Source organism: Indibacter alkaliphilus LW1, from assembly GCF_000295935.2.
Classification (GTDB): Bacteria; Bacteroidota; Bacteroidia; order Cytophagales; family Cyclobacteriaceae; genus Indibacter; species Indibacter alkaliphilus.
The window spans coordinates 472,448-497,638 of record NZ_ALWO02000037.1 but is presented as its reverse complement, the minus strand read 5'-3'; the positions used below and the strand labels follow the sequence as shown (position 1 = coordinate 497,638).

The 25,191-nt window shown below is 39.4% G+C and carries 21 protein-coding genes and 1 tRNA gene; 10 read left to right on the top strand and 12 right to left on the bottom strand.

From position 1 onward, the window contains the following. The first annotated feature begins 43 nt into the window (after window positions 1-43). Window positions 44-1,108 carry a porin gene (locus A33Q_RS14530; RefSeq protein ID WP_051394856.1) on the top strand — a complete coding sequence of 355 codons (1,065 nt, stop codon included), beginning with the start codon at window positions 44-46 and terminating at the stop codon, window positions 1,106-1,108. Window positions 1,109-1,187: 79 nt separating this feature from the next. On the opposite strand, the gene A33Q_RS14525 is transcribed toward A33Q_RS14530, so the two are convergent. Beyond that, window positions 1,188-1,652 (bottom strand): hypothetical protein, encoded by a 465-nt coding sequence (locus tag A33Q_RS14525; RefSeq protein WP_009033590.1) that lies wholly within the window; start codon window positions 1,650-1,652, stop codon window positions 1,188-1,190. After that, window positions 1,649-2,242 carry an acyl carrier protein phosphodiesterase gene (locus tag A33Q_RS14520; RefSeq protein WP_009033589.1) on the bottom strand — a complete coding sequence of 198 codons (594 nt, stop codon included), beginning with the start codon at window positions 2,240-2,242 and terminating at the stop codon, window positions 1,649-1,651. Before A33Q_RS14520 ends, A33Q_RS14525 begins: the two co-directional genes overlap by 4 nt. 67 nt (window positions 2,243-2,309) lie before the next feature. On the opposite strand from A33Q_RS14520, the gene A33Q_RS14515 reads away from it, so the two are divergent. Beyond that, window positions 2,310-4,238, top strand: a complete 1,929-nt coding sequence (locus A33Q_RS14515) for an AAA domain-containing protein (protein WP_009033588.1) — start codon at window positions 2,310-2,312, stop codon at window positions 4,236-4,238. On the opposite strand, the gene A33Q_RS14510 is transcribed toward A33Q_RS14515, so the two are convergent. Further along, the gene (locus tag A33Q_RS14510) at window positions 4,239-4,784 is read right to left on the bottom strand and encodes a DUF4924 family protein (protein ID WP_009033587.1); all 546 of its coding nucleotides are present in this window, start codon (window positions 4,782-4,784) and stop codon (window positions 4,239-4,241) included. A gap of 204 nt (window positions 4,785-4,988) precedes the next feature. Here A33Q_RS14510 and lepA point away from each other — a divergent pair, with 204 nt between their 5' ends. The 6 genes from lepA (at window position 4,989) to A33Q_RS14480 (ending at window position 11,718) form a co-directional block, all read left to right on the top strand. After that, a complete protein-coding gene (gene lepA / locus A33Q_RS14505) occupies window positions 4,989-6,782 on the top strand; it encodes a translation elongation factor 4 (protein WP_040490476.1) in 1,794 nt (597 codons plus the stop codon). Between the two features lie 155 nt (window positions 6,783-6,937). Beyond that, the gene (locus tag A33Q_RS14500) at window positions 6,938-7,291 is read left to right on the top strand and encodes a four helix bundle protein (RefSeq protein ID WP_009033585.1); all 354 of its coding nucleotides are present in this window, start codon (window positions 6,938-6,940) and stop codon (window positions 7,289-7,291) included. A gap of 380 nt (window positions 7,292-7,671) precedes the next feature. Further along, entirely contained in the window at window positions 7,672-8,559 is an 888-nt protein-coding gene (locus A33Q_RS14495; RefSeq protein ID WP_009033584.1) for a bifunctional 5,10-methylenetetrahydrofolate dehydrogenase/5,10-methenyltetrahydrofolate cyclohydrolase, read from the top strand. A gap of 99 nt (window positions 8,560-8,658) precedes the next feature. Continuing rightward, a tRNA-Leu gene (locus A33Q_RS14490) sits at window positions 8,659-8,741 on the top strand. Between the two features lie 75 nt (window positions 8,742-8,816). Beyond that, on the top strand, window positions 8,817-10,163 hold the full coding sequence (locus A33Q_RS14485; protein WP_009033583.1) for a hypothetical protein: 1,347 nt from the start codon (window positions 8,817-8,819) through the stop codon (window positions 10,161-10,163). A 508-nt stretch (window positions 10,164-10,671) separates the two neighbouring features. Then, complete coding sequence (locus A33Q_RS14480) at window positions 10,672-11,718, top strand: BF3164 family lipoprotein (RefSeq protein WP_016255303.1); 1,047 nt, start codon at window positions 10,672-10,674, stop codon at window positions 11,716-11,718. A gap of 104 nt (window positions 11,719-11,822) precedes the next feature. On the opposite strand, the gene A33Q_RS14475 is transcribed toward A33Q_RS14480, so the two are convergent. From A33Q_RS14475 to A33Q_RS14460, 4 genes are all read right to left on the bottom strand, one after another. Further along, window positions 11,823-12,422, bottom strand: coding sequence for a ribonuclease HII (locus A33Q_RS14475; RefSeq protein ID WP_009033581.1), 600 nt, complete (start codon window positions 12,420-12,422; stop codon window positions 11,823-11,825). Continuing rightward, complete coding sequence (locus tag A33Q_RS14470; protein ID WP_009033580.1) at window positions 12,394-15,069, bottom strand: MGH1-like glycoside hydrolase domain-containing protein; 2,676 nt, start codon at window positions 15,067-15,069, stop codon at window positions 12,394-12,396. The genes A33Q_RS14475 and A33Q_RS14470 overlap by 29 nt, the downstream gene beginning before the upstream one ends. A 198-nt stretch (window positions 15,070-15,267) precedes the next feature. Further along, on the bottom strand, window positions 15,268-16,413 hold the full coding sequence (locus A33Q_RS14465; protein ID WP_009033579.1) for a glycosyltransferase family protein: 1,146 nt from the start codon (window positions 16,411-16,413) through the stop codon (window positions 15,268-15,270). A gap of 1 nt (window position 16,414) precedes the next feature. Next, window positions 16,415-17,263: a UDP-2,3-diacylglucosamine diphosphatase gene (locus A33Q_RS14460; RefSeq protein ID WP_040490515.1), complete on the bottom strand. Its 849-nt coding sequence runs from the start codon at window positions 17,261-17,263 to the stop codon at window positions 16,415-16,417. A 225-nt stretch (window positions 17,264-17,488) separates the two neighbouring features. Between A33Q_RS14460 and A33Q_RS14455 the strand changes: the two genes are divergently transcribed. Further along, complete coding sequence (locus tag A33Q_RS14455; protein WP_051394855.1) at window positions 17,489-17,956, top strand: hypothetical protein; 468 nt, start codon at window positions 17,489-17,491, stop codon at window positions 17,954-17,956. A gap of 4 nt (window positions 17,957-17,960) precedes the next feature. Here A33Q_RS14455 and A33Q_RS14450 read toward each other — a convergent pair whose 3' ends face one another. Beyond that, window positions 17,961-19,304: a sensor histidine kinase gene (locus A33Q_RS14450; protein WP_009033576.1), complete on the bottom strand. Its 1,344-nt coding sequence runs from the start codon at window positions 19,302-19,304 to the stop codon at window positions 17,961-17,963. Continuing rightward, window positions 19,294-20,676 (bottom strand): sigma-54-dependent transcriptional regulator, encoded by a 1,383-nt coding sequence (locus A33Q_RS14445; RefSeq protein WP_009033575.1) that lies wholly within the window; start codon window positions 20,674-20,676, stop codon window positions 19,294-19,296. The genes A33Q_RS14450 and A33Q_RS14445 overlap by 11 nt, the downstream gene beginning before the upstream one ends. A gap of 211 nt (window positions 20,677-20,887) precedes the next feature. Between A33Q_RS14445 and A33Q_RS14440 the strand changes: the two genes are divergently transcribed. Further along, window positions 20,888-21,316, top strand: coding sequence for an FKBP-type peptidyl-prolyl cis-trans isomerase (locus tag A33Q_RS14440; RefSeq protein ID WP_009033574.1), 429 nt, complete (start codon window positions 20,888-20,890; stop codon window positions 21,314-21,316). A gap of 59 nt (window positions 21,317-21,375) precedes the next feature. On the opposite strand, the gene A33Q_RS14435 is transcribed toward A33Q_RS14440, so the two are convergent. The 3 genes from A33Q_RS14435 to ftsH all read right to left on the bottom strand — a co-directional run bounded on the left by A33Q_RS14435 (window position 21,376) and on the right by ftsH (window position 25,143). Continuing rightward, complete coding sequence (locus A33Q_RS14435) at window positions 21,376-22,203, bottom strand: hypothetical protein (protein WP_009033573.1); 828 nt, start codon at window positions 22,201-22,203, stop codon at window positions 21,376-21,378. Then, window positions 22,200-22,961, bottom strand: coding sequence for a UDP-2,3-diacylglucosamine diphosphatase (locus tag A33Q_RS14430; RefSeq protein ID WP_009033572.1), 762 nt, complete (start codon window positions 22,959-22,961; stop codon window positions 22,200-22,202). Before A33Q_RS14430 ends, A33Q_RS14435 begins: the two co-directional genes overlap by 4 nt. Window positions 22,962-23,055: 94 nt before the next feature. Beyond that, a complete protein-coding gene (gene ftsH, locus A33Q_RS14425; protein ID WP_009033571.1) occupies window positions 23,056-25,143 on the bottom strand; it encodes an ATP-dependent zinc metalloprotease FtsH in 2,088 nt (695 codons plus the stop codon). Window positions 25,144-25,191: the final 48 nt, after the last annotated feature.

Genomic DNA, 25,191 nt, shown 5'->3' with positions numbered 1-25,191 from the left:
GGCCCGGAGAATTTTTCCGGGCTTATTTTTTACTTTTAGGAATATGAAAAGTTTCTGTTTGCTTGTTCTGTTTTTTGTAACACAATTTGTAACACAAAATGTCTTTGCACAAGAAGATAAGCCAAAATCCAAGTTTGATTTTTCGGGATACGTAGAGACTTATTACAGCTATGATTTCAATCAACCGTCGGATCATCTAAGGCCTCATTTCCTATATAATTTTAATAGACATAATGAGTTCAGTGTCAATTTTGCATCTCTAAAAGCAAGCTATCAAGAAGAAAACGTCAGAGCCAATTTTGCATTGATGGCGGGCACTTATTCCCAGTACAATATGGCTGGCGAGCCAACCTGGGCACAGTTTGTAAACGAGGCATCTGTGGGAGTGAAAATAGTGGATAGGCTCTGGTTGGATGTTGGGATCATGCCCTCTCATATAGGGTTTGAAAGTTGGTACGGTATGGATTGCTGGCACTTGAGCAGGAGTCTGATGGCGGAAAACTCCCCCTATTTTCTGACCGGAGGACGATTGACTTTTGAATGGAATGAAAAACTGGATATTATTTTTTGGGCCACAAATGGCTGGCAGAATGTACAAAGAAACCCTAGAAACCAATCGATTGGCTTTGGCTCAGGGGTCAATTACAGGCCGATAGAAGGAATGGAAATCAATTATGCCAATTATTTTGGAAATGAATCTCCGCAGCCAGTTTACAGGGCACGTTTTTTCAACAATTTCTATTTGCAGTATGAGAAAAATAAATGGGGGGCTACTTTCGGTGCTGACTATGGCATAGAAGATACCTATTTCTCATTTGTTAATCATTGGTACGGTGTGACAGCTTCAGTCAAAAGAGATTTGTTTGAAAAATTCATTTTAGCGGGAAGGATGGAATACTATTCAGACCCGAGAGGAGTTATTGTTGATCAGGGAGTGAAAGTTTCCGGAGGATCTTTAAATCTGGACTATATAGTTACACCATCTTCAATGTTGAGGTTGGAAGTCAGGCAGTTCTATACACCTGATGAGGCCTTTTTTGAATTGCCAGCTGCACGCTTCAGTAAGGGGAATACAGCTATCACCACTTCTATGGCGTTAAGGTTTTAAAGGAGTTAAGTTGGAATCATCTTTTTACTTAAATGCAAATTTATTGGACCACAAAAGTCATAAAAATCCAAGCCCAGGCTTATTGATTCTTTTTTATTTTATCGACCCTTTTCTGAAGCAATTTTTTTTGGAGGTAAACTACGAAAGCCTCATAATTGACATGTTCGTGATTGCTGAGGGTAAAGGAATTTTTATCATCAAAAACAATAGTGGTCTGTTTGAATTCCCGCTTGTTGGTGGTTACTTTTTCTTCCTCCCAAACCAAAACCTGATCAAGACCATATGATATGATTTTTCCCCGGAGTGGTAATCTTGTGATAATCTGGGATTTTCCGGCAGCTATAAATTTATAGGAAGCCATCATTTTGACCAAAAGTAACAAAATCACCAATGTAAGGAGGACTGTGGAAAAAAGATAAAAGATTAGACTAAAAGACCGCACATTGGCAAAATGGTGCAAGGTGTAGATCAGCCCACTGATCAAAATAATTACAATCAGACCAAGTGCCAGGTAAGTACTTGTTTTTGGTTTACAGACAATCATTGGTTTTTCAATTCACTTAACTTGGCCTTGGAATGCTGTACCAAATCTTCGAAAAAATCCCCAAAGTGAATACGAAGGTATTCATGGTGCTCATCTAGAAAGATATGGGCAGTTTCCAGTTTGGACTGAAACCTTGTTTTTTTGGCCATGCCGGTCATGGCTCTTCGGATACCATCAAGTTCTCCATACCCCCCCAGCCAATTGTAATATTTCATGTAAGCAAAAGTCTTCAGAAACTTTACCGGTAATACCTCTCTGAAACTTTCAATTGTCTCATAGACGTTTTGTACATAATCCTGCAGCGGTTGGGAATGGTAGTTTTTCCAGTATTTTGCCAAAAAGTAATCAAAATACATGTCTGTGATTACTGTGGAGTACCTACCGTATTCAGGTCTCAATATTTCCTGAGCCTCTTTTACCACCGGATGATTGTCGGTAAAATGGTCTATTTCCCAGTGAAGCTTTACACCTATGACAATTTCTTTTTCATAGGATTTTTCTATTGCTCCTCGGACAAAATCACCTATAAAGTTACCTACCAGTACTTTAGGTTCTTCAAAAGACAGATATGCGTGGGCCAAATAATTCACAACAGACGTATAACAGTATTTTAGGGGTAGAGTTTAACTGTTAGATTTGAGCTAAATTTAGTAATAGATGACAAAAATACAGGAAGAATTAAAAATTTCTTTAAAACTTTTAAAACAGGAATGGCAGGAAGACCTAGAACAGTACAAGAAAAAATTTCTTTACAGTTCACTTTTAGACAAAAAAGAAGAGGGCATCTGTTGGTACCCGGTCAACCTGAAAAAGACCAGATTTGGGTATGGGGAGCGATTGATAATAGATCTTGAAAGATCGGATAGCAAACAAGCACACCTTTTTCAATCCGGAAAATCTGTTTCTATTTTTTCAAATCATGAATTATATAGTTCTCCAAAAAACAGAATCAATGGTGTAATCAACCAAATCAAAAAAGATGTGATGACTGTGACACTTCAGTTGGAAGAATTACCTGAATGGTTTCACAAAGGCAAGATTGGAATAGATCTGCTTTTTGATGAAGCCAGTTATAGGGAAATGGAAATTGCGCTCCTTGCTGTTTCTAAAGCGGACAACAGTAGGTTGGGGGAGTTGAAAAGGGTGCTTTTGGGAGAAAAGGAAGCTGCATTCCAACAGCTAGAATTGATAGCCATTGATCGGTTGAATTCCCGACAGAATGAAGCTGTGGCCATGGCCTCGAAAGCAACAGATTTAGCTATAATTCATGGTCCTCCTGGTACAGGTAAAACCACTACCTTGGTTGCCGCCATAGAAAAGTCCCTAGAAACCAATAGCCAAGTATTGGTCTGTGCTCCCAGCAATGCAGCGGTAGACCTTTTGGTGGAAAAACTTTCAGAAAGAAATATTTCTGCCCTTAGAATGGGGCATCCTGCCCGGGTGGAGGAGCAAATACTTTTACAGACTCTTGATGCCAAAATAGCCAATCATGCTAGTTATAAGGATTTGAAGCGTTTGAAAAAGTCTATTGATGAATTGGTCAAGATGGGGAAGAAATACAAACGAAGCTTTGGGCATGAGGAGAGGATGCAGAGAAGAAGGTATTTTGAAGAAGCAGACCGCTGTAGAGACGAGGCAAAAAGTCTCGAAGACTACATTGTTTATGATATTTTTCAATCTTCCCAAGTGATCGCTTGTACCTTGGTAGGAGCTGCATCATCATATTTGAAGAGTTTTAGTTTCCCCGTCGTCTTCATTGATGAGGCAGGTCAGGGCTTGGAGGCTGCTACATGGATTCCTATCCAAAAGGCAAAAAAAGTAGTGATGGCCGGAGACCACTTACAGCTGCCTCCTACCATCAAGTCATTTGAGGCCTCCAAATCCGGTTTGGGTATTACTTTATTTGAAAAGGCCATTTTGAGGCAACCGAGTAGTGCGGTAATGTTGAGAGAGCAATACAGGATGCATGAGCTTATCATGGGTTTTTCCAACAGGCACTTTTATCAAGGGGAGCTGATGGCGGCTCCTAATACCCAAGCACATTATATTCTTGAAGAAGAACCTGTTTTGGAATTTGTCGATACCTCAGGTTCCGGATATAATGAGCAGGTGGAAGAAGAATCTCTGAGTACTTACAACTTGGAAGAGGCCAGATTTGCCTTAAATTATCTGGAATCATTTGTCAAAAGAATCGGTCTCCGGCAGCTGAAAGAAAGAGAGTTCAGCATTGGGTTGATTGCTCCTTACAGGGCCCAGGTGAGACGGTTAAATGAGTTGCTTTTTGATACATATGAATTTCCCAATCTTCGCTCATACTCAGAGTTTTTGACCATAGATTCGATTGATGGTTTTCAGGGTAGAGAAAGAGACGTCATGCTGATCAGCTTGGTCCGCTCCAATGCCAAAGGGGAAATTGGCTTTCTCGCAGATACCAGGCGGATGAATGTGGCCCTTACCCGTGCAAAAAGAAAGATGATCGTGATTGGAGACAGCGCCACCTTAAGCAGTCATTCCTTTTATACGGCTTTTCTGGATTATGTGGAGGAGAAAAATTGTTATAAAAGTGTGTATGAGTTTATGGAGTAATCAATTCTCCCTCACACTTTTTTCCTGATTGTAAAAATAGATCCAATTGAGATAGCTCAGCACATTTCCAAAGGCATCTGTGGCTTCATCCATGTCTTTGGGAATTTCTCTCCCTCTCAGTTTGGCGAGAAGCAATCCATATACAGCATTCAGGCAAACCTGAATTTCATTGGAAGGAGCATCTTCGCCTGCCTCTATGACCAATTGGACGATATGTGGTTTGGCTTTTTGATAATGTTCAAAATAGGTTTTATCAGATTTGATTAAGGACCAGTGGATTTTTGCTAAATCGCTAACATATGTCTGTACCTCATCAAGGTGCCCTTTTGTAGAAATATTTTCTTTTCTCATTTGATTGGCCAAGCCCGAAAACCAATTCAGAGTATCTTCTTTTTCTTCATCAGAAATAGGGTAATGAGCAATCACATATTGCTTGATTTCATCCAAATTGAACTGATATGCCCTGATCAAATCTTCCATTTGATACATGTATATGATGTATTCAGGGATATTTTGGGATTTCTTTTTTTCAGCTACAGATTTCATGTAAGGGAGAAGGATTGCTCATACAAAGAAAATAAGTTTAGGCCTTTTTTGATAGCTTTTAAAGTAAAATCAACTGTTAAAAAAAGATAAAGCAGTTTCTGGGCGGAATTAATCTTTAAAAGCTTTGATATGGAAAACAAAAAAGGTTAACCTTTGATTAGTATACCAAGAAAACCCATAATTTTATCTATTTTTGCGCCCAGAATGAATATGCAAAAAATTAGAAATTTCTGTATCATTGCCCACATTGATCATGGCAAGAGTACACTAGCAGACCGTCTCCTTCAGTTTACCAATACCGTAACTGATAGGGAGATGCAGGACCAATTGCTTGACAATATGGACCTGGAGAGGGAGAGAGGGATCACGATCAAGTCCCACGCCATTCAAATGAAGTACAATTACAAGGGCGAGGAATACACCCTCAACCTGATTGATACGCCGGGACACGTGGATTTTTCTTATGAAGTGTCCAGGTCAATTGCCGCCTGTGAAGGCGCGCTGTTGATTGTAGATGCTTCTCAAGGGATTGAGGCGCAGACCATTTCCAACTTGTATCTTGCAATTGGTCATGACCTGGAAATCATCCCTGTATTGAATAAAATCGATCTTCCCGGTGCAGATCCTGAGGTAGTCGCTGATGAGGTTATAGAGCTGATTGGCTGCGATAGAGAAGATATTATTTTAGCTTCTGGAAAAGAAGGCTTGGGAATAGAAGATATATTGAATGCGGTAGTTGAAAAAATCCCTGCGCCAAAGGGGAATGTTGACGAGCCACTTCAGGCCATGATTTTTGATTCTGTTTACAATCCTTTCAGAGGCGTGGAAGTAATCTTCCGGATTTTCAATGGTACTATCAATAAAGGAGACAAGATCAAATTTGTCAATACAGGCAGGGAATATGAAGCTGATGAAATTGGGATTCTTGGTTTCAATCAGATTCCTCAAAAAAACATGTCTGCCGGAAATGTGGGCTATTTGATTTCAGGCATCAAAGTCGCCAAAGAAGTAAAAGTCGGTGATACGATCACCCACGTCAAGAATCCTTGTACCACAGCCATCAAGGGTTTTGAAAATGTGAAGCCTATGGTATTTGCAGGGATTTATCCTGTGGAGACCACGGATTTTGAGGAATTGAGGGCTTCCATGGAAAAGCTTCAACTCAATGATGCTTCTCTTGTTTGGGAACCTGAGACTTCGGCAGCTTTGGGTTTTGGGTTCCGTTGTGGTTTCCTTGGCATGCTCCATATGGAGATCATACAGGAAAGGCTCGAGCGTGAATTTGACATGACGGTGATCACTACTGTACCATCGGTACAGTTCAGGGCCTTGATGACCAATGATGAAATCAAGTTGATCAATGCGCCATCTGATATGCCTGACCCAACAAGGTTCAAACATATTGAGGAGCCATTTGTGAAAGCTACTATCATTACAGCTGCCGATTATGTAGGATCGGTGATACAATTGTGTATGGAGAAAAGAGGTCAGATCAAAAATCAGGTTTACCTTACTTCCGATAGGGTGGAATTGAGTTTTGACATGCCATTGGCAGAGATTGTATTTGACTTCTTTGATAAATTAAAAACTATTTCCAGAGGATATGCTTCATTGGATTATGAGCTGATAGGCTTTAAGCAGTCCCATATGGTCAGGTTGGATGTTATGCTCAATGGAGAAGTGGTGGATGCCCTTTCTGCCATAGTTCACAGAGATAAAGCATACGAGTGGGGAAAAAGGCTATGTGAAAAGCTCAAGGAACTTGTGCCAAGACAGATGTTTGAAATTGCCATACAAGCCGCAATCGGAACAAAAATCATTGCCAGAGAAACGGTGAAAGCGATGCGTAAAAACGTATTGGCCAAGTGTTATGGTGGTGATATTTCCCGTAAACGTAAACTTCTCGAAAAGCAGAAAAAAGGGAAGAAGAGAATGAGACAAGTTGGAAACGTAGAAGTGCCGCAAGAGGCATTTATGGCGGTTTTGAAGCTTGATTAAGGGGTATATGCGGTAAGTATAGCCGATTCGATATTCATTATTCGATGATTGGTCTTATGTACGATTTACGATTTACGATTTACGGCGTGAAATTGTAATGTTACCTGCAGACACAATAGAGTGGTTTTTTATTTGTAACAAAAAGGGTTGTGGATATGAAACTTGAAATGCAGCATAGGACGAAGCAATTTGCGATTGATGTTTGGCGTCTTTGCGCTAAATTGCCACATACGAGGGAATTTAATGCTTTTGTCAATCAATTGATCCGATGTTCAAGCTCTGTTGCTGCAAATTACCGTGCATCAGGTAGGGCAAAATCGAAGGCAGATTTTATTAACAAATTGAAAATAGTGGAGGAAGAAGGGGATGAAAGCCAATTCTTTCTAGAAGTTATTGATGAAATAAATACCAACCATGAGTTGATTCCTGAAATCAAACGCCTAATTAAAGAAGCTGATGAACTTGTTGCCATTATTGTTGCAAGTATCAAAACTTCAAGATTTCAATAACTATCATCCATATTCTTATCCAAGTTGAATCAAAAAGAAAAGTTCAAATCACAAATAAACCTCGTAAATCGTAATTCGTCGTTCGTAAATCCAATTATCCTAATCCAGGTTGAATCAATAATTGAAGTTTAAAGTCAGGTTCAGCCTCGTAAATCGTAATTCGTCGTTCGTAAATCCAATTATCCTAATCTAGGTTGAATCAAAAAGAAAAGTTCAAATCACAAATAAACCTCGTAAATCGTAATTCGTCGTTCGTAAATCCAATTATCCTAATCCAGATTGAATCAATAATTGAAGTTTAAAGTCAGGTTCAGCCTCGTAAATCGTAAATCGAATATCGTACTTCGTAAATCATAACTCATAAATTAATTTACATCCAAATGCCAACACTGATCAACGGTAAAGCCACATCTGAAAAAATCAAAACTGAAATTGCCCAGCGGGTATCCGAAATTAAAACCGAAGGGGGAAAGATCCCGCATTTGGCGGCCATACTGGTGGGAAGTGATGGGGCAAGTCAAACCTACGTCGGTGCGAAAGTGAAGTCATGTGAACAGGTTGGCTTTGAGTCTACTTTGGTAAGATTGGAAGAAACGGTTTCCGAAGAGGAGCTACTGAAAGTAGTCGAAGACATCAACCAAAATCCTGATATTGATGGTTTGATCGTGCAGCTTCCGCTTCCCAAACATATTTCTGTAGTAAAAGTCACGGATAAAATCAAACCTGAAAAGGATGTAGACGGATTTACCCCTGCCAATGTGGGAAGAATGACCCTGGGCTGGCCTGCATACGTGGCTGCAACACCTTATGGAATTGTTGAATTGCTGAAAAGATACAATATCGAAACTTCAGGAAAGCATTGTGTGGTCATAGGTAGGAGCCATATCGTGGGTTCTCCCATGAGTATTTTGATGGCCAGAAATGACAATCCAGGGAACTGCACGGTTACCCTTACACACAGCAGAACCAAAAATCTTCCTGAGATCGCCAAAACTGCTGATATTTTGATTGTAGCACTAGGCAAGCCTGAGTTTGTGTCTGCCGATATGGTTAAAGAAGGTGCAGTAGTCATTGATGTGGGAATTCATAGAATTGAAGATGCTTCCAAAAAGTCAGGCTTCAGGTTGATAGGAGATGTGAAATTCGATGAAGTAGCGGCAAAAGCCTCTGCTATCACCCCTGTGCCGGGTGGAGTTGGTCCCATGACTATAGCCTCCTTGCTATACAATACCCTTTTGGCAGCAGAAGGGAAGATCTATGTAAAATAAGCTGCTGATTGTGAGTACACATAAGCAAAGTAATCTAAAAATAAAAAAATAAGATTTGCAGTGAAAGGCATTCCTTTCTACTTTTGCAGACCTTGACCCGCGCACGTGGTGAAATTGGTAGACACGCCATCTTGAGGGGGTGGTGCCTTACAGGTGTGGAAGTTCGAATCTTCTCGTGCGCACTAAAGTCCCGAAATTTCGGGACTTTTTTTTGCCCATATTTCAACAATGTCCAAAGTTATGCCGTTAATTTGCATATGGCATTAAAGATAAATACTGCTATTTCTTTTATTTTTTTCTTTTGTCAATCTCATCTATTTGCACAGACAGTTGCTTTTGATCAAAATAGAAATCTTATAGAGTTTGGACTTGTCAATATTGGCAAAACAATTGCAAATTATAGACTTGAGAAGGCTTCTGGGGATTTTTCGATTTACCTTAAGGATGAGAATCTCAATAATATTAATTTTTTTGAAACCAATTTAGGAAATGGGATCAGGCATTTGGCATGGGACTTACTTGATGGACATGTAGTTTTCGTAGCGTCAGGAGATCCCTTTCAAAGCAGTCGGAAAACAATCCTATTGGGACACTTGGAGACAGGTAGCTTTCAGAAATTTTCTTTTAATTCTTCAATAATGATACCGTCCAAAATCAAAGCAATAAAAAATGGAGTGGTTATCCAAATTTCAATTGAAGGGGGATGCTTATTGGAGGTTTATGACTTTGAGATGCAGTCGGTACAGACTGTGACGGAACTTTTAGGATCTAATTTGAGAGTTGTGGACATGAATGGAGGAGAACATTCCGACGTCTTGATTTTGGATGAAAAAAAAGATTTCAATCAAAGTCTGCAGGTAGTTTCTTATGATCACCAAGGAACAAGGGTGATGAACATTAAGGTAGATCTACCTTTTAAAGAAAAGTCTTATATCCAACAAGCCAAATTGGTGGATTTTGGCGAAGGAATAAGAATTGTCGGGACTTACAGCCATAAGAAAGGAGAATGGTTTTCGGGATATTTTGACCTACTTATAGATGAGGAAATGAAAACCCATTTTGAAACTTTTAGATTTAGAGATTTTGAGGGTTTTTATGACTATAGAAAATCACCTCCAAAAAAGGTCAGAAAGCGCTTGAATAAGAAAGTACATTTAGTAGATGCAGTAAGTGATGGACAATCTGTAGCAATGGCAGCCGTTTTTCCTTCATATGATAGAAAATTCATTCACTTTATTCAAATCGATGCCGAGGGGAAGAAGGTCTTTGATAAGTCAGTGAAGGTATATTACAACACTAGCCTGCTTTGGTCCCCATACCATTTCACCTTGGATGAGGGTACGCTCTATTTTGCTTATCGTGGGAATCAAAACAAGAGAAATCCACCTGGTGAAAAAATCTTTATGTTAGAAAAGGATGCCCACTCTAAAGATCTGGAAATCAGAAGATCAGTGGTTAGAAAAGATAAGCTTTGGAAGATTGATGTTCCTAACTACCAATACTGGTATAACGGAAAATTTTTGGTTTATGGAGTAAGTAGAACTCAGCCTTCATCTCCTGGAAAACCTGTGTTTATAGTGGAAGCTATAGATGCAGATGAATGAAGGGTCTAAGTATTATTTATTTTTTCTTATTGCCAATATGATTTAACACCAACTTGCTTTTATTTTAGAAGTTAGTTGTTTAAGTTGATGTGGTATTAGCTATTTGAATGATAGAAATTCCATATATTTTCTCCTTCAGGGTTTTCCAAAGTTCTTGATTTTCTTGTTTTTAATGAATTTGAAGGAGTCATTCCCTATAGGTCGGCGATTTATTGGAATCCTAAATTGGAGTGGGCCCAATCAGGGACCAGTATTCCTATCCATTTTGAAATGTCCAGACAGACCAAGCGGGTTTTGGTGAAAGTTGAAGGCTTATCCCAAGACAAAGAACCAGTTTCGAGGATTTTTGAAATATATTTAAACGAATAAAAAGTTGAATATTTTAATTGTTAAAAAAAATAAATAGTTATTTGGTTTTAATATTTTTTTTTTTGATTTGAATAAGTCTTTAGTAGAAGACTTGGATTTGGCCAGGTTCTATTTAATCCATAAAAAAAACAAAAGAAAAATGAAATATATTATAACCTGTATCTTTCTCTTAATTTTTTTTAACTGTTCAATAAAAAATGATAATCAAAAAAGAATAACAAAAGACTCATTTTCAGAAGTAACTAAATTAAAGGGAGATAAAAAAGAATTTGTAGAATTAGTTAATCCCAAAAAAATCCATTTGGTAAAAGATTTCTTAGTTGTATCTACTGATGGAAATGATACCCTTTTACATTTTATAAGCGAAGGCAAACTTGAATATTTATTCAGTAAAGGTATCCGAGGAGATGGGCCAGGAGAAATCAATTCAATTGTTTGGGATATATTTCCTTCATTAAAAGATAACTCCTTTTGGGTTTATGATCTGAACATGAAAAAGATTCATGAGTTTGATCTAACTGATTCAACTTTCAAAGCTATTCAGTCAATTAATCAAAAAGGTGATTGGTTTTATGGGTTTTCCAACCATTGGCTGGATCCAAATAAAATTGTTTCTTATACAAGTATGACAGATCATAAGTATATGGTTTTTGATACATTAGGTAATAAAGTAAATGCTTTAAGGCCTTGGAATGAAGATAAACCGATTGATCGCGAAGAAAGTTATATGCTATCTGGCTTGTATCAAGGGCCAATTGATTTCAATCCTCATTCAGGTATTCTAGGTCATGCAAGTATCAAATTTGAGAGTTTTGAGCTTTTAGATGTAGAAAATAATAACTGGATTAATGTTTATGGGCCTAGTGATGTAGAATTGGAGTATGATATTTTTGAAACAAATAGTGGGAAGTCTGCCAATGTGAAAAGCCATGTCCCCAGAGGATATAATGATATTTTTGTGGGAAAAGAAACGGTTTTTTTCGTTTATATAGGCAGAACAGATGCAGAAATCAAGGATGTTGGCTATAGGTCTAATACCATTCTGCAATTTGATCTTGAAGGAAATCCTTTAAGTTGGTTTGATCTTGATTTTCCAATTAGATCACTAACCGTAAATGAAAGTGAAAGAATATTTTATTGTATTACTGAAGACAGAGAACCTGGAATAGTTGTTTACAAATACTGAGAAATCATTTAAAACAACCTTTTCTATCATGGTTACTGAAGCGTTTATATTATAAACAATGATTTGTGATTATAATTATATTCTATAAAAAAAATAATTAAATCCTAAAACTCCATTTTCAGCTGCTCTGGTAAGTGTTTGAAAGTTTTTCTGTGAAGGGGAGTAAGACCGTGTTTTCGGATTCCATCTCTATGGGCCTTGGTAGGGTAACCTACATTTTTCTCCCATCCATAGCCGGGGAATTGCTCCGCCAATTCCGCCATCATTTCATCTCTGTACACTTTGGCCAAGATGGATGCAGCAGCAATGCTGGCATACTTTCCGTCTCCCTTGATGATACAGTCAAAGGGGATGTTCAAAGTGGTTTTGAACCTGTTTCCGTCGATAAGCAAATGTTCAGGTTGGGTTTGCAGAGCCTGCACAGCCCGGTTCATGGCCAGAAATGAAGCGTTAAGGATATTGATCTGGTCAATTTCTTCTACGCTTGCTTCTGCCACCGCCCAAGCAATGGCTTCAAGTTTGATTTCTGTGACTAAGGCCGTCCGGTCCTGTTTTTTGAGTTTTTTGGAGTCGTTTACCAGTTCGTTGGCAAAGGATTCGGGAAGAATCACTGCTGCGGCCACCACGGGACCGCATAGACATCCCCGACCTACTTCATCACATCCAGCTTCCAGTCTATTGGATTCTAAAAACGGACTCAACATTTTCACTGGTCTTTTTTTCTGATTTGTAATATTTATGGATCATCTCAGCCACCAATCCTGTCCAACCGGTCTGATGGGATGCTCCCATGCCCCTTCCATTGTCACCGTGAAAATATTCATAGAAAAGGATGTAGTCTTTGAAATGAGGATCTTCCTGAAATTTTGGATGATGGCCATATACAGGTCTACGGCCGTCTTTGTCTATGAGGAAAATCTTGATACAACGCAGGGATAACTCTCTTGCAATGATATCCATGGTCACATAATTTCCGGAACCTGTAGGATATTCTATGGAAAACTCTCCTCCATAGTAATAATCAAACTTTCTCAATGACTCTATGATCAAATGATTGATCGGAAACCAGATCGGTCCTCTCCAGTTGGAGTTGCCACCAAACATTAGGGAGTCGGATTCTCCAGGAGTATACTTGACCGTCAGGTTGTCTCCATTGATCCGGACAGAATAAGGTTTTTTTTCATGGTCTTTTGACAAAGACCTCACTCCATATTCACTGAGGAACTCATTCGGATCAAGCATCTTATTGAGGATACTTTTCATTCTATGGCCTCTTAATAAAGAGAAAAGCCTTCTTTTTTCAAATCCTGGTTGGATCCAGCTGGAAACCAGTGCGGCAAGTTTGGGTTTCTCCTTCAGGAAAAACTCCATTCGGTTTTTGAAGTCAGGCAGGCTGTCAAACATATCCAGTCTGATTGATTCTACGGCAAATAAAGGGATAATGCCAACAATAGATTTAACCTTCATGACTTTAGGCTCCTTACCAGGCAGGTGAAAGACGTCGAAAAAGAAGTTTTCGTCATCATTCCAAAGACTGATGCTTTCCCCAGAGATGTTATTCATAGCTCCTGCGATGTAAAGGAAATGCTCTAAGAACTTGATGGCTGTATATTGGTACGTCTTGTTAAATTCGCACAGATCCAAAGAAATCCTCATCATATTCAGGGAAAACATGGCCATCCAAGATGTGGCATCAGCCTGCTCCAATTTTCCTTTATAATGATGGGCGTGAGACCTGTCGATGACAGAAATATTATCCAGTCCCAAGAATCCACCTTCAAAGATGTTTTTACCATCACTGTCCTTTTGATTGACCCACCAGGTGAAATTGATCATCAGTTTGTGAAAACATCTTTCCAGAAACTCCTGATCCCCTTGGCCACCGTTCATTTTTTTGTCTATCTGATAGACTCGCTGAACTGCGTAAGCATGTACCGGAGGATTGACATCACTGAAATTCCACTCATAAGCAGGAATCTGTCCATTGGGATGCATATACCATTCATTCAGCAAAAGTACCAGCTGGGATTTGGCAAATTCAGGATCTATTCTCGACAAGGGGACACAATGAAAGGCTAGGTCCCATGCAGCGTACCATGGGTATTCCCATTTATCCGGCATGGAAATGATGTCGAAATTGTATAAGTGTCTCCACTCACTGTTCCTTCCTTTTTTCCTTTCTTTGGGAGGGGAATACCTTCCCGGATCTCCTTCAAGCCATCTTTCTACATTGTAATAGTAAAACTGCTTAGTCCACATCATTCCTCCATATGCCTGCCTTTGGATATTTCTCATATCCTCGTCTTTGACTCTGGCCTGAACCTCGGAATAAAACTCATCGGCATCCCTTTTCCGTTCGTGAAGAATTTGATCACAATTGCTATGGGAATCTTCCACAAAATGGTGTGTCATTCTGAATTTGACAGACACTTCCCCCTTTGCCGGGACAGTTAGTTTGTAAATAGCGGCAGCCTTGGTCCCAAAGTTTTCAGGGTTTACGGCTGATTCATCACCGTTAACAATAAACTCATTAATCCCGTCTTTCAGGTATTTTTTTTCATTTGGGATTTGATACAGTTTTTCCCTGTTTGTTTCATTGTCACAAAATTTAATTTCAGGTTCCCCATCAAAAGAAAGGAAGTAGTTCCCGCTATTGGGGTTATAGGCTTTGATTCTGTTTTTATCTGAAAGTGAAAGCTTTGGCATAAATGGTTCATGTCCAGTAAACCAGGTCTTCCTAAACCATATAGTAGGAGCTATCCAAATTTTCTCTTCCTGATCACTTCTGTTGTGTATTATAGCTTTCCCTACAATGTCTTCAACATCATTTTTTGCATATTCTATAAAAATGTCAAAGTACTCATCCTGATCAAAAACACCGGTATCAATCAGCTCAAACTCGGGGTCGTTTTTGGTTCTTTTAGCATTTTCCTCTATGAGCTGCTTATAAGGAAATTCCTGTTGAGGATACTTGTACAGCATTTTCATATAGCTGTGGGTAGGGGTAGAATCCAGATAGTAATAAATCTCCTTTACATCTTCCCCGTGATTTCCCTGTGGGCCGGTAAGCCCAAATAGCCTTTCCTTCAACATGGGATCCCTACCATTCCAAAATGACCAGGCTATACAAATTTGCTGCTTATAATCTGAAATTCCGGCAATACCTTCTTCTCCCCACCTGTAAGCCTTGCTTTTGGCGTCGTGGTGGGTTACATTTTCCCAGGCAGCTCCATTGGGGCTGTAATCTTCCCTTACCGTACCCCATTGTCTATCTGTAAGATAAGGGCCCCATTTCTTCCAATGTTTCTTCCAGTCCTTATCTTCCTGAAGCCTTATTTTTTCAATATTCATGGTTTTGCAAACACTAAAGCAGTCTTGAATTTACATTAATTTGCGGTAGCCCAAAGGCAGACGGTCAAAAAATGAAGCCATAATTTTGGGTGTTTTTCTTCGCAATCGATTTAACGGATTGGAATGGCAATTTTGGGCAAAATGCAGTTATACCTTTCTCCCGCAGTCTGCAAGATAACAGAAATTAGGGGAAAGAGTTTAGGAATGAAGCTTAGTATTTAAAGATACTGTGAAGCTATAATTGCTAAAAGTTTCTCCACTTGCAGAAGTGTTTTCCCCCACCACCTCAAAAAACATTTTCTCAAATTGATCTGGCCAAGAGTTTGGAAAGGTGTCTGCTTCTGTAAGGGATTGGAGATACTGGTCAAAAACTGAGATGTCAAATGATCCATGGATTATTCCTGCACCGGCCTGAACAGCATCCAAGGCATTGCAGGATTGTTCAAACTGACCTTGGACAGGGATCATCATGACTTTTTTGCCCAAATACATGGCTTCGCAAATGGATTCAAATCCGGCCGTGGAGATCAATCCCCGGCAAGCAGCCATTTTTTCCAAAAAAAGCTTGTCATTGATCTGGTGGAAAATAAGGTTTGGTAGAGGTTGGTAGGTCTGAGCTGCACCTTTTTTATCCCAAAAAGCCTCGACTTTTATGTCAGGATGCGCTGCTGCAAAATCCAGAATTTCCTCTCCATATCCGGGATTGACTGTATAGGCCAGAATAAAATCCTCATTTTTTGCTTCGAGAGTCCTGATTTCCTCTCTCAATAGGGGAGGGAGTACATGTAGTTTATTACCGGATTGGGGCAAAGGCTGGAAAGATAGAGCCAAATTCAAATCTGAGCCAATTGAAGTGATCTTGTTGTTGAATTTGAAAATCAGGCGCTTTAAAAAAGATTTTTTGGGAAAGATAAATGTCGGATGATCCACTAGGTACTGATGCCCAATCGTCCAAAAGCTACAGGAAGGTCTGTAAAGCAAAGAATAGATTCCGGCGAGCATATCATAAAAGTTCAGGATGACATCAGGTTCTGATTCCTGTATGATGGTATCCAGTTCCTTCAGGCTTTTCTTAAAGGATTTCCATTTCAGAAGATTATATGAAATAGTGGCGGTGAGTCTGATGGATTTGTTGCTTTTGTCAGTTACAAAGTTGGGGCTTTCAAATGTATAGATGGGAGCATTGATTTTTTGATAAACAAAATCCGGTATCTGTCTTCTTTCGCTTTTACCTATGCACACAGCTGTAAGAGTATGGCCTTTTTTCTCCAAAAGCTGTCCCAGAGCAATGGCTTGTGTCATATGCCCTCTGCCTTCTCCCTGTACGATAAATAGAAACCTCATTTCAAAGAAAGTCTGATAAACCTGGATTTTGATCTAGCTTGGTAAAGGCCACGATTTTCATTTCAGGTTCTATTGTTTTGGGAAGTTCTACGATATCTGCTGATTTTTGAAAATCTATTTCAGAATAATAGATCAGTTGCCAATTGCCTTCATGGTCTTCTGCCAAAGCACTCATGGTCTCTACCCAATCGCCTGAATTCATGTAATGGATACCATCAATATCCCTGTTTTCAGCTTTATGAATATGGCCACATATAATTCCGTCACAGCCTTTGGCCAATGCCATCTTAGCAAGTTCTTCTTCGTATTGGTCTATATAGGATACAGCGGACTTTACTTTGCCTTTGACATATTGACTCAGTGAAAAGTAAGGCAGCCCCCTTTTTCTCCTGTGATAATTCACCTGCCGATTGAGCCAAAGTAAAAAGGTGTAACCAATATCTCCCAAGTAGGCTATCCAGCGGAGGTTGGTGGTGATGCTGTCAAAAATATCTCCATGGGTGATAAAGTATTTTTTCCCTTCACTCTCATAAATCATGTCCGCCTGAATACTTAAGTTACCAATTTGCAAAGGAAGGATCTGATCCAAAAAGTCATCGTGATTGCCTCTGAGGTAAAATACTTTCGTGTTGTCTTGGTCTATCATCTTTAGCATCCTGTTGAAAAAGCGGGTGTGTTTCCGCTTCCAAGAGCCTGATTTTTTCAACTGCCAGCCATCAATTATGTCTCCGTTCAGAATGAGGTTTTCGCAGGAATATTGCTTGAGAAATCTGGCTATTTCTTTGGCTTTTGATCCCTTTGTCCCAAGATGGATATCAGAAACTACGATTGTTTTGAAGTGAGTTTTCAAGTCTTTCAGTTTTGTTTGCAAAGTATGCTTTGCTTATGACTTGATAATGAAATAGATATTATTATAAAAAGAATATTTTTAAAAATTAGTTGCTGTGTATAAAGGAATAGTTAAGAAGATGTTAAAATTACGTATGAATGAATATTTTGCTATCATCCTTTTGTTTTTGCCTGAATTTACCAACCTTTAGTGGTCGCAAATAGTTTGTATTGCGTATATAATGTTATGATGAGAAAATTTAGCGTTTTGTTTCTTCTTTTGGCCCTGTGCTTTGTTTCCTGTAATCAAGATGATAAGGAACCTGAGTTCAATGTTTTGGGCTATTGGAATCTCATCGAAATCAGAAGTCATATACCCTCGGCAGATGGAGAAGTGGACTTTGAGGAAAAATATATTTTTAATGATGATGGAACATTCATCAAGACTACCCAAAGGGGAAATAAAGGTGAATTACTGGAAATTCCTTCGCAAGCTTTTGGGAAATATGAGTTGTTGGAAGTTGAGGAAATGAATCCGAATATTTCCAGAACCTATATGCTGACCTTTGAAACCAATGTGCAGATGGCTGCCAGTTGCAATCAGGATTCTACCGAAGTTGTTTATATCACATATGACAATAAACTTTTTAACATGTCCTGGTTTGCCTGTGATGGACCAGGCTTTGTTTACAGCAAGCGGGGAAGATTATTTTGATTTCCTAAGCATTAAAAATAAGCTTGAAAGTACTTCCTTGGCCAATCACAGAACTCACTTGAATATTTCCTTTGTGCCTTCTCATGATTTGCTTGGAAAGGCTTAGGCCGATTCCCGATCCTTTTTTCTTTGTGGTGAAAAAGGGAATGAATATTTTTGAGAGAGCCTCAGCTTCAATGCCTTTTCCTGAATCTTTGATTTCAATTATAATTTTACCTGCTTCATCAATAAATGCATTGAGGGACACAACCTTGGTGATTGTGTCTTCCACCGCATGAATGGCATTTTGGATTAAATTGATCAAAACCTGTTCAATAAGATTCTGGTCTCCAAACAATATCAAATTGTCAGGTTCAATATTGCATTTGAACAGTATTCTATGGGTATCAAATTGATGCTGTAAAAGCACTGTTAATTGATCAAAAAGTGATTTCAACTGTATGGTCTGGAATTTTGGTGTTGGAATATGGGCGAGGCTTCTGAAGTCGCTCACAAAGTTGATCATTCCTTCACTTCTTTTTTCAATGGTGCTGATTGCCATAAGATAGTCTTCCAGTTCGCCCGGAACCACAGGAACTCCTGTTTCCAGTTTGGATTCCATATCTCCTTTGATGGTTGCGGCAAGGGAAGATACCGGAGCGATGCTGTTCATGATCTCATGAGTAAGTACACGCACTAGATTCTGCCATGCTTCCATTTCCTTTTCTTCCAGTTCACTCTGGATATTCTGTAAGGAAACCAATTTGAATTTACTGTCCCGGAGTACCAGCTCAATGACATAGACTGAAAGCTGCATGATGCCGTCAGGGTGGGCAATTTTGATCAGTTCGCTGCCGCCTGTTCTTAGCGAGTGGATGGCTTGGTGTAGTTCTTTATTGATGTCTTGGATTTCAGAAATCAGGCTGAGCTGCTGAATGTTGAGCATGCGCTTTGCAGCAGTGTTGACAATCTGTATTTTTCCCTCTTCATCAAAAGTTATCAGACCAATACTCAGGTGCTGAAATACAGATCTGAAATATTGGTAATTGGCTTCTTTTTCAGCCTGATCCTCCTGAAGTTTGGCAAGGATAGCATTGAATTCAATATGTAAGTCGTCAGTTTCTGTTCCGTCAAATTTGACAGGATAAACATTGGTGTAATTGTCCTGCTTGATGTTGTCCAAAAACTGCCTGACTTTTTTGAATGAACTTTCGGCATAGCTCAGAAAGAAAATAATCTGTGCCATGACGAGAATGATAAACAGGGATACTGCAAATACCCCTGCTCCACTCAATATAAAGTAGGACAGCAAAAATAGAGAAACAGCCAACAGGGCAACCCTGCCCAATAATCCTACTTTATAATCCATATTTTTCAAGTCTTCTATACAAGGAAGCCCTTGTCAATCCAAGTTCCTTGGCAGCTTTGGAGATATTGCCTCCATTTTTGTCAATCGCCCTCTGAATGGTGGTCTTTTCCACTTCATCCAAGTTATAGGATGCAGGAGAGCTGATTTTTTCATTGGTAGGCTTAGCCGAAAGGAAAAAGAAATCCCTTGAGTCCAATTGATCTCCTTCTGCCATGATGATGGCCCTTTCGATGGCATGCTGAAGTTCACGGATGTTGCCCGGCCAATTGTACCGCTGAAGCAGCTGCATGGCAGAGGCGGTAAAACCTCCAAAGTCCTTCCTGTATTTTTGGCTGTAGATTTTCAGGAAGTGCTCTGCAAGTGCAGGAATATCGTCCTGACGCTCCCGAAGTGGGGGAAGGAATATTTCCACTGTATTGATCCTGTACAGCAAATCCTGTCTAAAGGTATTTTCCATCACCATGTCATGCACATGCATGTTGGTGGCACAGATCAGGCGGATATCTACGGGTATGGCTTTGTTGGTGCCTATTCTGGTTACTTCTCTTTTTTGCAACACAGTCAGGAGCTTGGACTGCAAAGGCATGCTCAGGTTACCGATTTCATCTAGAAACAGGGTGCCTTTATCGGCGATTTCAAACCTTCCGGCCCTATCATCCTTGGCATCTGTAAAAGCACCTCTTTTGTGCCCAAATAACTCGCTCTCAAATAAAGTCTCGGTAATGGCTCCCATGTCTACCCCTACAAAGATTTCGTCTTTTCGATGCGATCTGTCATGGATCGCCCTCGCTATAAGTTCTTTTCCCGTTCCATTTTCTCCCAAGATCAAAACATTGGCGTCTGTCTGGGCCACTTTGTCAATGATGGAAAAGATGTTTTTCATAGAAGCACTGTTCCCAATGATTTCCGTGTAAGGCTTTTTGGCATCAGACTGAAGTTGCTTTTGCTTTTTTGAGAGTTTTTCTACTTCATTGTAGCTTTCTTTGAGCCGACTGGCAGAGGTAAGTGTAGCAAGAAGCTTTTCATTTTGCCAAGGCTTGAGTATAAAGTCTGTTGCCCCTTCTTTAAGAGCCTGAACAGCCATTTCTACATCCCCGAAAGCAGTGATCAGAATCACTACAGCGCTAGGGTCAATCTCCTTGATCTGTTTGAGCCAATGAAAGCCTTCTTTTCCCGAAGTCGTATCTTCGGTAAAATTCATGTCCAATAAAATGACGTCATAAGAATTGTTATTGACTAAAAAGGGGATTCTTCTTGGGTCTTTTTCAATGGTAACTTCTTTGGCATGTTTTTTCAACAACATCTTAGCTGCGAAAAGTAAGTCTTCGTTGTCGTCAATGATAAGGATTTTTCCAAGTTGCTGATTTTCCATAGTCTGATATTTCGAATATCCTTTGACAAAATGATGCCATTGTCAAAATAGCCTAATTTTCTGAGCTTTCCACGAATTTCTCAGGAAAATATGTTCAAAAACGTACATATCTATTTCAATTCCGTACAGTGTCCGCGATGCTTTCGGACATATTTTTGTCCCCGCTATAAATATGTTACCTTTGTTTTTTAACAAAAAAATAAATTATACTATGTCAGTAGCAAGTAAAGGAAATTCAGTAAAAGTTCATTACACCGGAAGGTTAAATGACGGTACTGTGTTCGATTCATCAGAAAACAGAGAACCACTACAATTCACTTTAGGTGATGGCAATATGATCAAAGGTTTTGACGCTGCAGTTCAAGGAATGGAAGTAGGTCAGGAAAAAAGTGTGACCATTCCAAGTAATGAAGCATACGGAGAAAAAAGAGACGATATGATGTTGGATATTCCATTGACTCAGGTTCCTCCTCATATCAAGCCTGAAGTGGGTATGGAATTGTCTTTGCAAAATCAGCAAGGACAGCCTGTTCCAGTAAGAGTTGTTGGAGTAGACGAGGAAAAAGTAATTCTTGATGCAAATCACCCTTTGGCGGGTCAGGATTTGATTTTTGATATCACTTTGGTTGAAATAGACTGATTTTAAATCACCAAAAAAGAATCCCGGATTTTCAATAAATTTTGAAAAATCCGGGATTTTTATTTTTCACTGAGCGGACTTTCGCCTTTTGGGTATATCCATACTTTTTCCTTGCCATAAAATATCACCGCATAAGCATTGATGCTCACCTGATCTGCGGTGATACCCTCAGGAATTGAGAAAGAATCTTGTTTGCTGTTTTGAAAATTTGTCAGTATCAGATTCCCTTCCTCTATAGAGAGAAGGCTGTTTTTCCAAAAACTCAATTTTTGGTTAAGATTTTTGGGGATCTGCTGTAGAAAATTGGCCTGATTGTCCAGTATGTAGACTCCCTCATCTTCTATGTTCAAAAAGAGCATATTCTGATATTCCCTGATATCTTTTACATCCAGAGAGGATCTGTCCAAAATCAGGTTGAGCGGTTGACTTTGAATCACTCTGTTTTGCCTATAATCTAATTGTTTGATGTTTAAGTCTGCCTCATCATATACCCAGATAATGCTGTTATTGCCTAAAGTGGCAGCTTTGGCGAGTGTAATAAACTGCATAGGGATTCTATTTTCGGCTACTGGGTTGATAAACCTATCCAACACCCTGTATTCTTGCAAGTCTGCCGAAAAAGTGAATATATTTACTGTCCAAGCGGCTTCCAATTGGGTCAGGGACCCTTGTCGGTGAGGGGAGAAGTTATTGACCCGCAACCCTTCTTTGTTGTATTGATACAAGTTGCCCTCCAAATCTGCAATAAATATGAAGCCTTGATTGTCCAGTGAGAGCAGATCCAGTCTTGGGAAAGAAATGACTTTTGGCTGTCCCCATTCGGAATGCTGTGCTGAAATAGGAATCACAGCTATCAGGAATATTAATAGACTTAGGAAAATCTTCATCCTTCAAGGGATTTTATTTCAAACTGCTTTCCATCAAATACCCCGTAGGTATATTGGCTCACCCATTCTCCCAAATTGAAATACCGGGATTTTTCGCCGACTGGTAAGTCCAGGGGGATATGCCTGTGGCCAAAAACATAATAATCGAAGTGCTGGTTTTTCTCTACCTGATGACAATATTGCCATAGCCACTCATCTTCTCCTTTAAAGTCGTTTTCGTTCTTTTGGATTTTTGAAATCCGGCTGTTGGAAGACCATTTCTGAGCCAGCCAAACTCCAATATCAGGATGCAACCACCTGAATAACCATTTGGCAATACGATTTGTAAAAATTTGTTTAAGTATTTTATACTGCGCATCTCCAGGACCTAATCCATCACCGTGACCGATGAGGAAATTTTTCCCTTCAATTTTTAATTGAATAGGATGATGATGAACAGGAACGTCCAATTCCTTTTCAAAGTAGTCTTGCATCCAAAGGTCATGATTGCCTGTAAAGAATATTACCGGAATGTTTTTGTCCCTTAAGTCAGCAACTTTGCCTAAAAATCTAACAAAACCTTTTGGAATCACCTTATTGTATTCAAACCAGAAATCAAAAATATCCCCTACCAGAAAAATTGCGGCTGCTTCATGCTCAATGCTGTCGAGCCAATGAAGAATTCTTTTTTCTCTTTTCTTACTTGAAGTTTCGTCGGGAGCTCCCAGATGAAAGTCTGAGGCAAAAAAAACTTTCTTTCCTTGAAGTTGGATATTCATGGCTGCAAAATAAACCTTCGTTATGAATATATTGGAATGTGGGTATAAAAAAAGCTTCCCCATTCGGGAAGCTTTTTTTTATTCTAAGCTAAATTTAGCCTTTATTTTCTTCTACCTGTTGTTCTTTAGGTGAATTTGGATCTTCAGGTTTACCATCTTCCGACTTTGTATCTTCTGCATTGTTCTGCTTATCTTTTATTTCAGCATCCGGGATGGACTTTTTTTTCTGGTCTTTTTTGGTGAAGGCTTCATAGGTAGTTTCTTTTCCAAATGGCCTTTTGCCTATTAATTTTTCCAGATCACTTTGAAAGAGAATTTCTTTTTCAAGAAGCTCTTTAGCTAGCACCTCTAATTCATCCCTTCTTTCGGTCAATAATACTTTGGTTTTTTCGTAAGCGAAAGAAATCAACTTTCTTACTTCATCATCAATAGTTTCGGAGGTTTTTTCAGAATAGGGCTTAGTCATTCTGTATTCTGAGCTTTTGCTGTCGTAGAATGAAACATTTCCGATTTTTTCATTCATACCATATACAGAAACTATGGAATAAGCCATTTTAGTGATTCGTTCTAAATCACTAAGGGCTCCTGTAGAGATCTTACCGAAAATAATTTCTTCTGCAGCTCTTCCGCCTAAAGTCATGCACATCTCATCTATTAACTGTTCGGTCTGATAAAGGAACTGTTCTTTGGGAAGATACTGCGCATATCCCAATGCTGCTACTCCTCTTGGTACAATGCTTACTTTGACCAAAGGATCAGCATGTTCTAAAAACCAGCCTGCCACTGCGTGACCAGCCTCGTGGTAAGCAACAATTTTCTTTTCTTCCGGAGATATGATTTTGTTTTTCTTTTCCAATCCACCAATTACTCTATCGATGGCATCTTGGAAGTCTTGCATATCTACTGCAGATTTATTTCTTCTTGCAGCAATCAAGGCAGCTTCGTTACATACATTGGCAATCTCTGCACCTGCAAAGCCGGGTGTCTGAGCTGCGATTTTCTTGGCATCGATGTCATCAGCTACCTTGATTGGCTTCAAATGTACTTTGAAGATCGCTTCTCTACCTACAATGTCCGGCTTGTCAATACTGATTTGTCTGTCGAATCTACCTGGTCTCAACAATGCTGAATCCAAAACATCAGGTCTGTTGGTAGCTGCAAGTACAATCACTCCGGTATCAGTTCCAAATCCATCCATTTCAACCAAAAGAGAGTTGAGGGTATTTTCTCTCTCGTCATTTGATCCTGGCATTTGCCCCTTGCCTCTTGAACGTCCTATCGCATCGATTTCATCTATGAAAATGATACAAGGAGCTTTTTCTTTGGCTTGCTTAAATAAGTCTCTTACCCTGGCAGCACCCACACCCACAAACATTTCTACGAAATCAGAACCTGATAGCGTGAAAAACGGTACACCGGCCTCACCGGCCACAGCCTTAGCAAGTAGGGTTTTCCCTGTTCCCGGAGGTCCTACCAACAATGCACCTTTTGGGATTTTACCGCCCAGTTTGGTGAATTTAGATGGGTTTTTAAGAAACTCTACGATTTCCTGAATTTCTTCTTTTGCTTCGTCCAAACCGGCAACATTATCAAATGTGATTTTAACCTTGTTTTCAGCATCAAATAGCTGTGCTTTGGATTTGCCTACATTGAAGATTTGGCCTCCAGGACCAGAAGGACCCGCCATTCTTCTCATCATTATCCAGAAAAGCACGAATAAAAGAATCAAAAATCCAAAACTTGAAAACCAGTTTGTCCAGGATTCTTGGGTCTTGGATTCATAGCTGATCCTTTGATCTTCCGGCATTCTGGACTCAAGATCGTTGTAATATTCGATGAACTTATCTACAGAAGCTATTTTCAATTGGTAATGAGGCCCTGTAGGAGTTGTGAATGGGCTGTTAGATTCAAGTTCCTCTTTATACTTTCTGTTCTGTAAAGCGTCTGATTTGAGGGTGACTTCCACAAGGTTTTGATTGTAAATGACCATTACCTTGGCTACATCATTGGACAAATAGATGTCTTCAAATTTCTTTAAAGTAATGTCCATAACCGCATTCCTCTGGTTGAACCAGGTAATGCCTACCAAAACAATAACAGCCGCAATGATCAACCAAAGTTGAAGATTGGGCTTCTGAGGTGTTTTGGGTATGAACTTTTTATTTTTCTGATTATCGCTCATTATATATTATTTCTATGCTGCAAACTTTTTGTAAAACGCTTAAACTGG

What these genes read in the sequence shown, in the direction of transcription:
- A33Q_RS14500 (WP_009033585.1), top strand. Translation starts at nt 6,938, where the DNA reads ATGAAACTTGAAATGCAGCATAGGACGAAGCAATTTGCGATTGATGTT.
- lepA (WP_040490476.1), top strand. Translation starts at nt 4,989, where the DNA reads ATGAATATGCAAAAAATTAGAAATTTCTGTATCATTGCCCACATTGAT.
- A33Q_RS14480 (WP_016255303.1), top strand. Translation starts at nt 10,672, where the DNA reads ATGAAATATATTATAACCTGTATCTTTCTCTTAATTTTTTTTAACTGT.
- A33Q_RS14445 (WP_009033575.1), bottom strand. Translation starts at nt 20,676, where the DNA reads ATGGAAAATCAGCAACTTGGAAAAATCCTTATCATTGACGACAACGAA.
- A33Q_RS14530 (WP_051394856.1), top strand. Translation starts at nt 44, where the DNA reads ATGAAAAGTTTCTGTTTGCTTGTTCTGTTTTTTGTAACACAATTTGTA.
- A33Q_RS14510 (WP_009033587.1), bottom strand. Translation starts at nt 4,784, where the DNA reads ATGAAATCTGTAGCTGAAAAAAAGAAATCCCAAAATATCCCTGAATAC.
- A33Q_RS14465 (WP_009033579.1), bottom strand. Translation starts at nt 16,413, where the DNA reads ATGAGGTTTCTATTTATCGTACAGGGAGAAGGCAGAGGGCATATGACA.
- A33Q_RS14435 (WP_009033573.1), bottom strand. Translation starts at nt 22,203, where the DNA reads ATGAAGATTTTCCTAAGTCTATTAATATTCCTGATAGCTGTGATTCCT.
- A33Q_RS14430 (WP_009033572.1), bottom strand. Translation starts at nt 22,961, where the DNA reads ATGAATATCCAACTTCAAGGAAAGAAAGTTTTTTTTGCCTCAGACTTT.
- A33Q_RS14450 (WP_009033576.1), bottom strand. Translation starts at nt 19,304, where the DNA reads ATGGATTATAAAGTAGGATTATTGGGCAGGGTTGCCCTGTTGGCTGTT.
- A33Q_RS14495 (WP_009033584.1), top strand. Translation starts at nt 7,672, where the DNA reads ATGCCAACACTGATCAACGGTAAAGCCACATCTGAAAAAATCAAAACT.
- A33Q_RS14525 (WP_009033590.1), bottom strand. Translation starts at nt 1,652, where the DNA reads ATGATTGTCTGTAAACCAAAAACAAGTACTTACCTGGCACTTGGTCTG.
- A33Q_RS14455 (WP_051394855.1), top strand. Translation starts at nt 17,489, where the DNA reads ATGATGAGAAAATTTAGCGTTTTGTTTCTTCTTTTGGCCCTGTGCTTT.
- A33Q_RS14440 (WP_009033574.1), top strand. Translation starts at nt 20,888, where the DNA reads ATGTCAGTAGCAAGTAAAGGAAATTCAGTAAAAGTTCATTACACCGGA.
- ftsH (WP_009033571.1), bottom strand. Translation starts at nt 25,143, where the DNA reads ATGAGCGATAATCAGAAAAATAAAAAGTTCATACCCAAAACACCTCAG.
- A33Q_RS14475 (WP_009033581.1), bottom strand. Translation starts at nt 12,422, where the DNA reads ATGTTGAGTCCGTTTTTAGAATCCAATAGACTGGAAGCTGGATGTGAT.
- A33Q_RS14485 (WP_009033583.1), top strand. Translation starts at nt 8,817, where the DNA reads ATGGCATTAAAGATAAATACTGCTATTTCTTTTATTTTTTTCTTTTGT.
- A33Q_RS14470 (WP_009033580.1), bottom strand. Translation starts at nt 15,069, where the DNA reads ATGAATATTGAAAAAATAAGGCTTCAGGAAGATAAGGACTGGAAGAAA.
- A33Q_RS14515 (WP_009033588.1), top strand. Translation starts at nt 2,310, where the DNA reads ATGACAAAAATACAGGAAGAATTAAAAATTTCTTTAAAACTTTTAAAA.